The sequence below is a fragment of the Escherichia sp. R1 genome, assembly GCF_003000935.1.
Classification (GTDB): domain Bacteria; phylum Pseudomonadota; class Gammaproteobacteria; order Enterobacterales; family Enterobacteriaceae; genus Escherichia; species Escherichia coli.
This window is the reverse complement of the sequence record NZ_PSRU01000008.1, coordinates 118796-132093: the sequence shown is the minus strand read 5'-3', so window position 1 is coordinate 132093 and position 13298 is coordinate 118796. Positions and strand designations below refer to the sequence as shown.

Annotated in this window: 12 protein-coding genes; 4 read left to right on the top strand and 8 right to left on the bottom strand. The window is 50.7% G+C overall.

From position 1 onward, the window contains the following. Positions 1 to 46: 46 nt before the first annotated feature. A complete protein-coding gene (gene cca / locus C4F37_RS11905; RefSeq protein WP_000708487.1) occupies positions 47 to 1285 on the bottom strand; it encodes a fused tRNA nucleotidyltransferase/2',3'-cyclic phosphodiesterase/2' nucleotidase/phosphatase Cca in 1239 nt (412 codons plus the stop codon). A 63-nt stretch (positions 1286 to 1348) separates the two neighbouring features. Further along, positions 1349 to 1969 (bottom strand): TIGR04211 family SH3 domain-containing protein, encoded by a 621-nt coding sequence (locus C4F37_RS11900; protein ID WP_001125331.1) that lies wholly within the window; start codon positions 1967 to 1969, stop codon positions 1349 to 1351. Positions 1970 to 2210: 241 nt separating this feature from the next. On the opposite strand from C4F37_RS11900, the gene ygiF reads away from it, so the two are divergent. Genes ygiF through hldE form a run of 3 tightly spaced genes read left to right on the top strand, consistent with a single transcriptional unit; the run spans position 2211 to position 7856 of the window. Next, complete coding sequence (gene ygiF / locus C4F37_RS11890) at positions 2211 to 3512, top strand: inorganic triphosphatase (RefSeq protein ID WP_000046281.1); 1302 nt, start codon at positions 2211 to 2213, stop codon at positions 3510 to 3512. A 22-nt stretch (positions 3513 to 3534) separates the two neighbouring features. Beyond that, the gene (gene glnE, locus C4F37_RS11885) at positions 3535 to 6375 is read left to right on the top strand and encodes a bifunctional [glutamate--ammonia ligase]-adenylyl-L-tyrosine phosphorylase/[glutamate--ammonia-ligase] adenylyltransferase (protein WP_001301081.1); all 2841 of its coding nucleotides are present in this window, start codon (positions 3535 to 3537) and stop codon (positions 6373 to 6375) included. Positions 6376 to 6422: 47 nt separating this feature from the next. Beyond that, complete coding sequence (hldE, locus tag C4F37_RS11880; protein ID WP_000869178.1) at positions 6423 to 7856, top strand: bifunctional D-glycero-beta-D-manno-heptose-7-phosphate kinase/D-glycero-beta-D-manno-heptose 1-phosphate adenylyltransferase HldE; 1434 nt, start codon at positions 6423 to 6425, stop codon at positions 7854 to 7856. Positions 7857 to 7975: 119 nt separating this feature from the next. On the opposite strand, the gene ibsE is transcribed toward hldE, so the two are convergent. From ibsE to C4F37_RS11855, 4 genes are all read right to left on the bottom strand, one after another. Then, on the bottom strand, positions 7976 to 8035 hold the full coding sequence (gene ibsE / locus C4F37_RS11875) for a type I toxin-antitoxin system toxin IbsE (protein WP_010723221.1): 60 nt from the start codon (positions 8033 to 8035) through the stop codon (positions 7976 to 7978). Positions 8036 to 8350: 315 nt separating this feature from the next. Further along, complete coding sequence (locus tag C4F37_RS11865; RefSeq protein WP_001387081.1) at positions 8351 to 8410, bottom strand: type I toxin-antitoxin system Ibs family toxin; 60 nt, start codon at positions 8408 to 8410, stop codon at positions 8351 to 8353. A gap of 240 nt (positions 8411 to 8650) precedes the next feature. Continuing rightward, positions 8651 to 10312, bottom strand: a complete 1662-nt coding sequence (locus C4F37_RS11860; protein WP_001311137.1) for a flotillin family protein — start codon at positions 10310 to 10312, stop codon at positions 8651 to 8653. Between the two features lie 26 nt (positions 10313 to 10338). Next, the gene (locus C4F37_RS11855) at positions 10339 to 10968 is read right to left on the bottom strand and encodes an OB-fold-containig protein (RefSeq protein WP_000599926.1); all 630 of its coding nucleotides are present in this window, start codon (positions 10966 to 10968) and stop codon (positions 10339 to 10341) included. A gap of 268 nt (positions 10969 to 11236) precedes the next feature. Between C4F37_RS11855 and glgS the strand changes: the two genes are divergently transcribed. Then, positions 11237 to 11437 carry a cell surface composition regulator GlgS gene (glgS, locus tag C4F37_RS11850; protein WP_000350095.1) on the top strand — a complete coding sequence of 67 codons (201 nt, stop codon included), beginning with the start codon at positions 11237 to 11239 and terminating at the stop codon, positions 11435 to 11437. A 42-nt stretch (positions 11438 to 11479) separates the two neighbouring features. Here glgS and C4F37_RS11845 read toward each other — a convergent pair whose 3' ends face one another. Together C4F37_RS11845 and C4F37_RS11840 are read right to left on the bottom strand one after the other, a co-directional pair. Next, positions 11480 to 12544, bottom strand: a complete 1065-nt coding sequence (locus C4F37_RS11845; RefSeq protein WP_001269802.1) for a fimbrial protein — start codon at positions 12542 to 12544, stop codon at positions 11480 to 11482. Position 12545: 1 nt separating this feature from the next. After that, on the bottom strand, positions 12546 to 13295 hold the full coding sequence (locus tag C4F37_RS11840; protein ID WP_001269824.1) for a fimbrial biogenesis chaperone: 750 nt from the start codon (positions 13293 to 13295) through the stop codon (positions 12546 to 12548). Positions 13296 to 13298: the final 3 nt, after the last annotated feature.

Here is a 13298-nt window from a genome sequence, read left to right as displayed (position 1 = left end):
TAGCCGGATAAGGCGTTTACGCCGCATCCGGCAAAATGCCCAATACTCATTCAGGCTTTGGGCAACGTTGTTCCTTCCAGCTGGCTACCGCCGCAATCCGCCGTCGGGTCAGCTCCTCGCGAATCTCCACACCTTTAAATCCCGCTTCAACGACGGCTTTTGTCGGCACTGACTGCGCCACTTCCCAGGCTTCGCGCAACCAGCGGCCTTGCGGGTAGTCCGCTGATTCAAAACCGGTTCTGCCGCGCACGTCAGCCTCGCTGGTCAGCGCCAGTTGCTCGACACGCTGCGGTTTACGCCAGGCATCGATGGAATCAAATAATTTGACGATGGTTTTTGGGTTCAGCATTGGGAAGGTGTGGATGAGATCGTGAAACTCAGCCACCAGTCTGGCTAAATCGCGAATTTCATTTGGCACGCGCAGACGCTGGCATAGTTGTTCCACTAACTTAACACCCGCCGGGCCATGACCATGATGACGCGGCCAGAGTTCTGGCGGCGTCAGCCCTTTACCGAGATCGTGGCATAAAGTTGCGAAACGGACATCGACCTGCGGACTCAGCATCGCCGCCATTGAGAGCGTCATTAAGGTATGAATACCCGTATCGATTTCCGGATGCCACTTGGCAGGGGCCGGAACGCCAAACAGTGCGTCAATTTCCGGGAATAAAACGCGCAGTGCGCCGCAATCGCGCAGTACCTGGAAGAACACCTGTGGATTGCGGGTGGTGAGGGCGCTTTCCGTCTCTTTCCATACCCGTTCAGGCGTCAGGTGTTCCAGTTCACCCGCATGGGTCATCTCGCGCATCAACGCCAGAGTTTCATCGGCAATACGAAAACCGAGGTGGGCATAACGCGCAGCAAAACGCGCCACGCGCAATACGCGTAACGGATCTTCGCCAAAAGCGGGGGAAACATGGCGCAACAGACGATTTTGCAGATCGCCCAGACCGTTGTACGGGTCGATAATCTCGCCGTTATCGTCCTGGGCCAGCGCATTAATGGTCAGATCGCGACGCTTAAGATCATCTTCCAGCGTGACATCCGGTGCGGCATAGCAAGTAAAACCGGTGTAACCGGAACCGGATTTCCGTTCGGTACGTGCCAGCGCATACTCTTCATGCGTTTGCGGATGCAGAAACACAGGAAAATCGCGGCCTACCTGCTGGTAGCCCGCGTCGAGCATCTCCTGTGGCGTACTGCCGACCACCACCCAATCTCTGTCTTTGACCGGTAGCCCTAACAATGCATCCCGAACAGCACCACCGACCAGATAAATCTTCACGCCATCATCCCTTCGTCAAATACACAATTCCTAATAATAAGACAGTGCAACGAAGAAGGCGATTTAGTTCATCCAGCGATCTTTGCGTTTGCGGCTTGGGATCAGGTGCGGCAGTACCAGACCGAGCAGCAAGCCAAGCCCCAGCACGCCACCGCCATACATAAACCATTGCATGATGATGGTGCGCTGTTTGTCATCCAGCTGTACGCTGGCGGCATCGACCTTTTTCTGCGCGACAATCAGCTCGTTTTTCAGTTTCTGATTTTCTTCTTTTAACCCGTTGATCACGCTGTCGCTCTGCGCCACTTTTTGCTGCATTTCTGCGGTGCGCTGATTCCAGGTGTTATCGATATTGGTGAGTTTATCGGTCAGGGTTTTGACCTGATTTTCCAGATCTGGCACACGGGAGCGCAGGCTTGGCTCAGTGCTAAGTTGTTTCAACGGGATCCAGGCGGTACGGCCAGAGCTGTCTTTCACCTGGGCATAATTGGTGTTGGCGTCAGTTTGTAATAAGGTCACTTCCTCGCCGGCGTTAACCGTGCCCACGAGGCGATAATGATCTCCCGGACCGCTGCGGACCCAGGTATTCAGTTCGTCGGAAACATAGCGCGTTTCTTCAGCGTGTGAGACGGCAGTCGCGCTAAGTGCGAGTAAAGTTAATCCGATCAGGCGTAATTTTGGCATCAGGCTGTCGTTATTGTCATGGAAAGTGGAACGATAGTAGTGGCATCAGTGTCGCTACGCAAAGCATTCGACATCAATCGGAATCCTCTGTGTCAGGTCTTGCCACTGCTTCAAACTTTTACGCCCGTCAAATTGCCCGTTGCATGGCAATTTGGCGCAAAATACTATCTACTGACAAAAAAGATCGCATTAAGTTCGCCGTTCATCGTCACTTATGTGACATAACCGATAAGTAAAGGCCATGGCTCAGGAAATCGAATTAAAGTTTATTGTTAATCACAGTGCCGTTGAGGCGTTGCGTGACCATCTCAATACGCTGGGCGGCGAGCACCATGACCCCGTGCAGTTGCTGAATATTTACTACGAAACGCCGGATAACTGGCTGCGTGGGCACGATATGGGCTTACGTATTCGTGGCGAAAACGGTCGCTATGAGATGACCATGAAAGTTGCAGGAAGAGTGACAGGCGGCTTACATCAGCGCCCGGAATATAACGTGGCGTTGAGCGAACCGACGCTCGACCTGGCGCAGTTACCGACGGAAGTCTGGCCGAACGGCGAATTGCCCGCCGATCTCGCCTCCCGCGTGCAGCCGCTGTTCAGCACCGATTTTTATCGCGAAAAATGGCTGGTGGCGGTCGATGGTAGCCAAATTGAAATCGCCCTCGACCAGGGGGAAGTGAAAGCGGGTGAATTTGCTGAACCTATCTGTGAGCTGGAACTGGAACTGCTTAGCGGCGACACGCGCGCGGTGCTGAAACTGGCGAACCAACTGGTATCGCAAACCGGATTACGCCAGGGCAGCCTGAGCAAAGCGGCGCGTGGCTATCATCTGGCGCAGGGCAATCCGGCGCGTGAAATCAAACCGACCACCATTTTGCATGTTGCGGCAAAAGCCGATGTGGAACAGGGGCTGGAAGCGGCGCTCGAGCTGGCGTTAGCGCAATGGCAGTATCATGAAGAACTGTGGGTACGCGGCAACGATGCGGCGAAAGAACAGGTGCTGGCAGCCATTAGCCTGGTCCGTCATACGCTGATGCTGTTCGGTGGTATTGTGCCGCGTAAAGCGAGCACTCACTTACGTGATCTGCTGACTCAATGCGAGGCGACCATTGCTTCTGCGGTGTCTGCCGTGACGGCGGTCTACTCTACCGAAACGGCAATGGCGAAGCTGGCGTTGACCGAATGGTTGGTAAGCAAAGCATGGCAGCCATTTTTAGATGCCAAAGCGCAGGGCAAAATCAGCGACTCCTTCAAACGCTTTGCCGATATCCATCTTTCCCGCCATGCCGCTGAACTGAAAAGCGTTTTCTGCCAGCCGTTAGGCGATCGCTACCGTGACCAGTTGCCACGCCTGACGCGTGATATTGACTCAATACTGTTGCTGGCGGGTTACTATGATCCTGTCGTCGCGCAAGCCTGGCTGGAGAACTGGCAGGGGCTGCATCACGCTATTGCGACCGGGCAACGCATCGAAATTGAACATTTCCGTAATGAGGCAAACAATCAGGAACCGTTCTGGTTGCACAGCGGAAAACGTTAATCAGGCAAGGATAAAATCGCTTATGAAGCCGCTCTCTTCACCGTTACAGCAGTACTGGCAGACCGTTGTTGAGCGGCTGCCAGAGCCTTTAGCCGAGGAATCACTTAGCGCACAGGCGAAGTCAGTACTTACTTTTAGTGATTTTGTGCAGGACAGCGTGATTGCGCATCCAGAGTGGCTGACGGAACTGGAAAGCCAACCGCCGCAGGCCGACGAATGGCAGCATTACGCGGCATGGTTGCAGGAGGCGCTCTGTAATGTGAGTGACGAAGCCGGGTTAATGCGCGAGCTGCGGCTATTCCGGCGGCGCATTATGGTGCGCATCGCCTGGGCGCAAACGCTGGCACTGGTTACTGAAGAGAGCATATTGCAGCAGCTCAGCTATCTGGCGGAGACGCTGATTGTTGCGGCGCGTGACTGGCTGTATGACGCCTGCTGCCGCGAGTGGGGAACGCCGTGCAATGCGCAGGGCGAAGCGCAACCGCTGCTGATTTTAGGCATGGGTAAGCTGGGCGGTGGGGAGCTGAATTTCTCCTCTGATATCGATCTGATTTTTGCCTGGCCGGAACATGGTTGTACGCAGGGTGGACGCCGGGAACTGGATAACGCGCAGTTTTTTACCCGCATGGGGCAGCGGCTGATTAAAGTGCTGGATCAACCAACGCAGGATGGCTTCGTCTATCGCGTGGATATGCGGCTGCGTCCGTTTGGCGAAAGTGGCCCGCTGGTGCTGAGCTTTGCCGCGTTGGAAGATTATTACCAGGAGCAGGGGCGCGACTGGGAGCGTTACGCGATGGTCAAGGCGCGGATTATGGGCGATAGCGAAGGCGTCTATGCTAACGAGTTGCGTGCGATGCTGCGCCCGTTTGTTTTCCGTCGTTACATCGATTTCAGCGTGATTCAGTCGCTGCGCAACATGAAAGGGATGATTGCCCGTGAAGTGCGTCGACGTGGTTTGACCGACAATATCAAACTCGGCGCAGGCGGCATTCGCGAAATTGAATTTATCGTTCAGGTGTTCCAGCTCATTCGCGGCGGACGCGAACCGTCGCTGCAATCGCGCTCTTTACTGCCAACGCTCAGCGCCATTGCCGAGCTGCATCTGCTTTCTGAAAACGATGCTGAACAATTGCGAGTGGCGTATCTGTTCCTGCGGCGTCTGGAAAACCTGCTGCAAAGCATTAACGACGAACAAACCCAGACGCTTCCTTCTGATGAGCTTAATCGTGCGCGGCTGGCGTGGGCGATGGACTTTGCTGACTGGCCGCAACTGACCGGGGCGCTGACCGCACATATGACCAATGTGCGCCGGGTGTTTAATGAATTGATTGGCGACGATGAAAGTGAAACTCAGGAAGAGTCGCTGTCGGAACAGTGGCGTGAGCTGTGGCAGGATGCGTTGCAGGAAGATGACACTACGCCAGTGCTGGCGCATCTTAGCGAGGATGATCGCAAACAGGTGCTAACGCTGATTGCCGATTTCCGCAAAGAGCTGGATAAGCGCACCATCGGGCCGCGAGGACGTCAGGTGCTCGACCATCTGATGCCGCATCTGCTAAGTGATGTCTGTGCGCGTGAAGACGCTGCCGTTACGCTGTCGCGCATTACCGCCTTGCTGGTGGGGATTGTTACCCGCACCACCTATTTAGAATTGCTCAGTGAATTCCCCGCGGCGCTTAAACATTTGATTTCTCTGTGTGCCGCGTCGCCGATGATTGCCAGCCAGCTGGCGCGTTATCCATTATTGCTGGATGAATTGCTCGATCCAAACACCCTTTACCAGCCGACGGCGACCGATGCCTACCGCGATGAGTTGCGCCAGTATTTGCTGCGCGTGCCGGAAGATGACGAAGAGCAACAGCTTGAGGCGCTGCGTCAGTTCAAACAGGCGCAGCTGTTACGCATCGCCGCAGCGGATATCGCCGGTACGCTACCGGTGATGAAAGTGAGCGATCACTTAACCTGGCTGGCGGAAGCCATGATAGATGCCGTCGTTCAGCAGGCGTGGGTTCAAATGGTTGCCCGCTACGGTAAGCCGAATCACCTGAACGAACGCGAAGGGCGTGGTTTTGCGGTGGTCGGCTACGGCAAGCTGGGCGGCTGGGAGTTAGGCTACAGTTCCGATCTTGACCTTATCTTCCTCCATGATTGCCCAATGGATGCGATGACTGACGGTGAGCGGGAAATCGACGGGCGGCAGTTTTATCTGCGTCTGGCGCAACGCATTATGCATCTGTTCAGTACGCGTACCTCTTCCGGCATTTTGTATGAAGTGGATGCTCGACTGCGTCCGTCCGGGGCGGCGGGAATGCTGGTGACATCCGCAGAAGCATTTGCCGATTATCAGAAAAACGAGGCCTGGACGTGGGAACATCAGGCGCTGGTGCGTGCGCGTGTAGTGTACGGCGATCCGCAGCTCACCGCGCACTTTGACGCAGTGCGTCGCGAGATTATGACGCTGCCGCGTGAAGGTAAAACTCTGCAAACGGAAGTGCGGGAAATGCGCGAGAAAATGCGCGCTCATCTCGGCAATAAACATCGCGATCGCTTTGATATCAAAGCTGATGAAGGGGGAATTACCGATATCGAATTTATTACCCAATATCTGGTGTTGCGCTACGCTCATGAAAAACCGAAGTTAACGCGCTGGTCAGACAACGTGCGTATTCTGGAACTACTGGCGCAAAACGACATTATGGAAGAGCAGGAAGCGATGGCGCTGACCCGTGCTTACACTACGCTTCGCGATGAACTTCATCATCTGGCATTACAGGAATTGCCGGGCCATGTGTCGGAGGATTGCTTCACCGCAGAGCGTGAACTGGTGCGGGCAAGCTGGCAGAAGTGGCTGGTGGAAGAATGAAGTATGGTATTATCGCGCGCAAATTTTGAATCTCTCAGGAGACAGGAATGAAAGTAACGCTGCCAGAGTTTGAACGTGCAGGAGTGATGGTGGTTGGTGATGTGATGCTGGATCGTTACTGGTACGGCCCCACCAGTCGTATCTCGCCGGAAGCGCCGGTGCCCGTGGTTAAAGTGAATACCATCGAAGAACGTCCGGGCGGCGCGGCTAACGTGGCGATGAATATCGCTTCTCTCGGTGCTAATGCACGCCTGGTCGGGTTGACGGGCATTGACGATGCAGCGCGCGCGCTGAGTAAATCTCTGGCCGACGTCAACGTCAAATGCGACTTCGTTTCTGTACCGACGCATCCGACCATTACCAAATTACGGGTACTTTCCCGCAACCAACAGCTGATCCGTCTGGATTTTGAAGAAGGTTTCGAAGGTGTTGATCCGCAGCCGCTGCACGAGCGGATTAATCAGGCGCTGAGTTCGATTGGCGCGCTGGTGCTTTCTGACTACGCCAAAGGTGCGCTGGCAAGCGTACAGCAGATGATCCAACTGGCGCGTAAAGCGGGTGTTCCGGTGCTGATTGATCCAAAAGGTACCGATTTTGAGCGCTACCGCGGCGCTACGCTGTTAACGCCGAATCTCTCGGAATTTGAAGCTGTTGTCGGTAAATGTAAGACCGAAGAAGAGATTGTTGAGCGCGGCATGAAACTGATTGCCGATTACGAACTCTCGGCTCTGTTAGTGACCCGTTCCGAACAGGGTATGTCGCTGCTGCAACCGGGTAAAGCGCCGCTGCATATGCCAACCCAAGCGCAGGAAGTGTATGACGTTACCGGTGCGGGCGACACGGTGATTGGCGTCCTGGCGGCAACGCTGGCAGCGGGTAATTCGCTGGAAGAAGCCTGCTTCTTTGCCAATGCGGCGGCTGGCGTGGTGGTCGGCAAACTGGGAACCTCCACGGTTTCGCCGATCGAGCTGGAAAATGCTGTACGTGGACGTGCAGATACAGGCTTTGGCGTGATGACCGAAGAGGAACTGAAGCTGGCCGTAGCGGCAGCGCGTAAACGTGGTGAAAAAGTGGTGATGACCAACGGTGTCTTTGACATCCTGCACGCCGGGCACGTCTCTTATCTGGCAAATGCCCGCAAGCTGGGTGACCGCTTGATTGTTGCCGTCAACAGCGATGCCTCCACCAAACGGCTGAAAGGGGATTCCCGCCCGGTAAACCCACTCGAACAGCGTATGATTGTGCTGGGCGCACTGGAAGCGGTCGACTGGGTAGTGTCGTTTGAAGAGGACACGCCGCAGCGCTTGATCGCCGGGATCTTGCCAGATCTGCTGGTGAAAGGCGGCGACTATAAACCAGAAGAGATTGCCGGGAGTAAAGAAGTCTGGGCCAACGGTGGCGAAGTGTTGGTGCTCAACTTTGAAGACGGTTGCTCGACGACCAACATCATCAAGAAGATCCAACAGGATAAAAAAGGCTAACCGGAAAGCGGTTCACAGATCTCGCTTCGTACATGGCAGGCCTATTGACGCTGTTGTTTTTTCAACCTAGAGTAAAGGAACAAGGGTAAGGGAGGATTTCTCCCCCCTCTGATGAGTTGTTAGTAAGTCGGGAAACTTAACAGTAACAACACAACCAGTATGATGACGAGCTTCATCATAACCCTTTCCTTATACAAGGCCCCTTCTTCGGGAGGGGCTTTCCCGTTTCAGCCCCTTGCTGCCCCCCGATTGTTGATGAGCGCCGGACCCCGCGCAATGCTTTCCCAGAGGCAATTTTGCCTTCCCCGAGCGGTCACGCAAAACGCTGCAACGTCCTGAGCATTTGCACCTTTTAGCGGAACGCAGATATAAAAAATCCCCGGCTTTTTGGGCCAGGGATATGTGTTAATGAAACCTTCTTGACGCTGATTTTTTTTCAACCTAAAGTAAAGGAACAAGGGTGAGGGAGGATTTCTCCCCCCTCTGATTGGCTGTTAATAAGCTGCGAAACTTACGAGTAACAACACAATCAGTATGATGACGAGCTTCATCATAACCCTTTCCTTCTGTAAGGCCCCCTTCTTCGGGAGGGGCTTTCCCGTTTCAGCCCCCTGCTGACTCCCCGATTGTTGATGAGCGCCAGACCCCACGCAATGCTTTCTCTGATGCAGTTTTTCCTTCCCCGAGCCGTCACGCAAAATGCTGCAACAACCTGATCATTTGCACTTTTTAGCGGAACGCAGATATAAAAAATCCCCGGCTTTTTGGGCCAGGGATTATTCCTGGAAGAGGGTTTACTCTGCTTTTTCTTCGACGGGAGTTGTTGAGGTTAAGGGTGAAGTCAATGCCGCCAGTGAGCCGCCTGAAACGCCAATTTCATTGAGCAAGGAGTCAATCAGCGGTGCCTGTGTGCGGTAAGAGAGAGCGGCTGATAATGCTTGTTCCGCCAGGTTTCCGCCCCCCACATTACCCGTGTTTGCATCACCCGCAGCGCCGCCACGATTCAGACCATCGACCTGAATAATCTTGATACCGTCGATTGACTTCATCGGCTCAACGGATTTCTCTATTACCGCAGGCAGCGCCTGCAACAAGGCCAGTTTGAATTTAAGGCTGGTTTGTTCATCAGAAAGTACGTTGATAGCATCGTTCAGCGCACGTTGTGCTTCTGCTTCCGCCAGACCCTTTTTACGTGTAGCTTCGGCTAACTCAACGATAGCCGCCGCCTGCATCTCTGCGGCTTCTTTTTCTGCTTTCGCCCGCACGGTCAGTTCAACCGCTTTGGTTTCTGCATCCTGCGCGGCAGCGATTAGGGCAACTTGTTTAGCACGATCGGCTTCGGCAGTCTGGCGAGTGGTTTCTACGTTTTGTTGGGCGCTTACCGCTTCTGCAAGTGCGAGATTAGCACGCGCTTCTGCCTGGGACTGTTGTTCCGATTTGGCGGCAATAGCGATCGATTTCGTCTGGTTAGCGATTTCGGTGACCTGCTGCTGTTCGATCTCTTTAATGCGAACTTCACGTTCAGCTTCAACCTTTCTTGAGCGGACGGCCTGTTCGCGGTCGATTTCTGTTTCCTGAATCTGTCGTTCAGCCAGAATTCGTGTCTGCTCTGCTTCACGACGACGTTCAGCTTCAAAAGCCGCAATACGTGCATTCTGTTCGGCAGTACGGGTTTTAACCTGCTGCTCCTGCTCAAGCGTCATAAACGCTTCTTGCTGTTCAATCTCCAGCTTGCGCGATAGCGCATCGCGATTTTTTTCACGCACCGCAACTTCTACATCCTGTTCAACTTCGTTACGTTCGCGGCGACGGCGCTCTGTTTCCTGAGTCAGTTTGGTTAAACCTTCGGCGTCAAAGGCATTGTTCGGATTGAAATGTTCTTTCGAGGTCTGGTTAAAGTTGGTAAGTGAAACGCTCTCCAGTTCCAGACCGTTTTTCGACAGGTCTTCTGCCACTGTATTTTGCACCCCCTGCACAAAGTTCTCGCGGGTATCCTGTAACTCATGCATGGTCATTTGCGCAGCTGTTGCACGGAGGGCATCGACAAATTTATCTTCAACCAACATACGTAAGTCTTCAGGCGACAGGGTGCGTTGCCCCAGCGTCTGGGCAGCGGTGGCAATCCCTTCTACTGAAGGTTTTACCCGCACAAAGAAAGCGACTACTACATCGACGCGCATACGATCTTTCGTAATCAGGCTATCAATGGTTGAGCGGCTGACTTCCAGCTTCAGAGTATTCATATTGATGGGGATTATTTCATGAAAGATCGGCATCACGATTGCGCCACCGCTCATTACCACTTTTTGCCCACCTAAACCAGTACGAACAAAAGCTTGCTCTGCCGAAGCGCGACGATAGAGCCTGGCGAAAATAATTCCAATAATAAACAGAATGCATACGGCAATAATTGCGGTAAACATCCAGGAGGGCACAGAATTAACAATATCATCCATTATTAAATTTCCTTTTGATTAATAAATTACAATATTTGGGGCCAGGGATTATTTTCCGCCAAATATCGCGTTGCAGAAAGTCGGCAAATAATTAACACTTTGTCTCCTTTAGTGAAAATTTTTCCTTCTTCAGGCTCCAGTAGTAAATAATGTATTTGGCCAAATTGATCGGTGAGTTTTCCTTCGCAGGGATTACCTGAAGTGGCTTGATGACCGGTAATTAACGCCATGCTACCAATATATTCTTCTTCTGTAATAGCTGAACTATGGTCGCGTGGAATCCAGGGCGCAACTATTTTACCGGTATAATGCACCGCAATAATCGTAAACAGTAAACTGACAGGAACCACGAACAGGTTCGACAGTGGTGATTGCCAGACCATGATGCAGGCATGCTGCAACAGGATGCCAATAAGACCAAAAAAACCAGCCAGTAAGCAGAGAACGACGAGAGCTGGCAATCTTCCAATATTGAGATAATGAAGTGCCTGGCTAATATGACCTGTGGTTATAGAATCATAATGGTCAAGATGTGCATCAAGAGCACCGGAGAGCATGTGACCGCAGATAAGCGCAAAAATTTCTAACAGGCCGATCAACAGTACAAAGGAAATAGCGAAAAGATAAGGGGTGTTATAGTCGGCGAATAAAATCATATATCACTCCAATGTCCATTTAGTGACGCAATATTTACTTTGTAATAGTTTCCTTGCTTACATTTATCTGTGTTAATAATAACACAGGTTAGAGAAGTTCTGGAAGAGAAAGTCTTTTAATATGGTTTTTTATTTTTCACTAAAAAGTGTGATCGGGGACAATATATTTACGCACGTTATGTTTAAAGGCACTACACTGATTGGGGAATACTGAAATCAGAAAAAGCATATGGCCTTAAAAGGTATGCGATAACCGGAGGATGTGCTTATGGATCATAGTCTTAATTCTTTAAATAATTTCGATTTCCTGGCGCGTAGTTTTGCCAGAATGCACGCAGAAGGTCGCCCGGTCGATATTCTGGCCGTTACTGGTAACATGGATGAAGAACATAGAACCTGGTTTTGCGCACGTTATGCCTGGTATTGTCAACAGATGATGCAGGCAAGAGAGCTGGAGTTAGAGCACTGATATAACGGGCCTGATGGCCCGTTTTAGTGTTTGTATTAGATACTAGTTATAGGTGATTTTCAGGATTACGTCTTTACTAAACGGTCCCTCAACAACCGTTTCTGCCGGGTTCGCACTCAGTTCTGCCCTGAATGGTGCGGTGACCGAAGGCGCACTAGACGATGAAAAAGAAGCAAATTGTGAGAAGCGGTTAAATTCCGTTGCTGTTCCATCGTTATGAAATATCTTCAATAGCAGACCATTACCTATATCCAGATGGCTATAATCACTCAAAATATCCGTAGTGAAAAAACTCCCTAAAATATTAAACTGCTCAGTACAGGCCGCACCCGGATCTTTGGTCATGACTACGCTAAACGTCTCACTCACGCTGGTATTTTTAATTGTTCGGGAATTTATTTTACCAAAGTCGACAACGCCATCAGCTGGTTCCAGATCAACATTAACAAAGCAGTCAAGGACATGAATGTTATTTAATCCGCGAATCCTGAAGGTCAGATTTTTATCTACTTCTATAGCACCTGCTCCGCTCATACCTTTAAATTCAAGTGCTATATATTCGTCAGGTAATACAAGTTTTTTATTTACTTTATTGGCATTTTTAGCTAGCTTAATATATAGCTGCACTCGTACTGGAAAAGTTACTGATAATTGCGGTTCAGGACCGCCACTACAGACTGCGGGCTTTTTGTAGCCATTCCCGAAGGTTCCGGCTCCTTTTATATCAATACATACAGGTGCTGCAATAGGTAGTGGAGATGTAGAATCATAATCAACCCCATTATAAGTTACACCGAAAGTATAAGAGTTTTGATTATAAAAGTCTTGACCTGATGCTAACAACATCATTATATTTGCCCATGCAGATGGGTATTCTTCTCCTGGAGATGGGCCTGGTAGTGCATTATTACAGAAAACATTCATAAAATATTCACTGCTTTGCCAGATTTTATCACCTTTTTTACCATCGCTGGGGATAGAGATTCTTGGTACGTAACCAATGACAACGGTATTTCCACCTTCATGTTCAGCATAGCAGTCCATTGCCCATGCAGGTAATGAACTAAAACCCATAAAAAAAGTAATAACAATTAACAAGTAGCGCATATTATTGATCTCGGTTGGCTACAGAAATATTACAAATGTTATTTACTACAGGGCAGTTTATTTCATAAAAACTTAATCCACCAAAGTCATTGATATAACCCACCTGAAAAGTTGACGGAACATTTTTAAACTGCGTATTTGCATAGCTAAAAGGGGTTACCATTAAGCTTTGCGTTTGTGGTAACATCGTTACCCCATTTGTTCCGATATAACCCAGCGTAACGTGATAAGGCATCTTATTGTTAAAGCGGATCGAACCGTCATTTCTACGAATGATTTCAACTTTTTCGTAAGTCATTACCCCATCGTCTTCTAATTCAATGGCTTTTGGCCGCCAGAATAGTTTCAATGCGTGCTGCATAGTGACTTGCATCACATTTTTTTTATCTGTTTTGGGCGGTATTTCTCGCACGTTAAAATAGAAGAGCGTTTCTCTGTCTTTAGGAAGTTGAGCAATTTTTTCCTGAGTTATCATTCTTATTTGAATTTGCTCACTGGGATTTAAACGCACCATTGGAGGAACAGTGACAATAAAGTCACGCGATTTATTGCCTTTCGTATCTTCTATCCATGTTTGGGCCAGATAGGGCAGGTTTTTACTTTGATTAGTAAGTTTTAATGCTTCGCCTTTATCTGACTCATTCATTATGATACGGGTACGATCCGGGATGATGGCACCCCAGGCAATGCTGCTCATACAGGAGAGTAATACTCCTGCTGCAATGATATTCTTTGTATTTAAGTAGCGCATTAG

What these genes read in the sequence shown, in the direction of transcription:
- C4F37_RS11900 (WP_001125331.1), bottom strand. Translation starts at nt 1,969, where the DNA reads ATGCCAAAATTACGCCTGATCGGATTAACTTTACTCGCACTTAGCGCG.
- glnE (WP_001301081.1), top strand. Translation starts at nt 3,535, where the DNA reads ATGAAGCCGCTCTCTTCACCGTTACAGCAGTACTGGCAGACCGTTGTT.
- C4F37_RS11855 (WP_000599926.1), bottom strand. Translation starts at nt 10,968, where the DNA reads ATGATTTTATTCGCCGACTATAACACCCCTTATCTTTTCGCTATTTCC.
- glgS (WP_000350095.1), top strand. Translation starts at nt 11,237, where the DNA reads ATGGATCATAGTCTTAATTCTTTAAATAATTTCGATTTCCTGGCGCGT.
- C4F37_RS11845 (WP_001269802.1), bottom strand. Translation starts at nt 12,544, where the DNA reads ATGCGCTACTTGTTAATTGTTATTACTTTTTTTATGGGTTTTAGTTCA.
- C4F37_RS11860 (WP_001311137.1), bottom strand. Translation starts at nt 10,312, where the DNA reads ATGGATGATATTGTTAATTCTGTGCCCTCCTGGATGTTTACCGCAATT.
- ygiF (WP_000046281.1), top strand. Translation starts at nt 2,211, where the DNA reads ATGGCTCAGGAAATCGAATTAAAGTTTATTGTTAATCACAGTGCCGTT.
- hldE (WP_000869178.1), top strand. Translation starts at nt 6,423, where the DNA reads ATGAAAGTAACGCTGCCAGAGTTTGAACGTGCAGGAGTGATGGTGGTT.
- C4F37_RS11840 (WP_001269824.1), bottom strand. Translation starts at nt 13,295, where the DNA reads ATGCGCTACTTAAATACAAAGAATATCATTGCAGCAGGAGTATTACTC.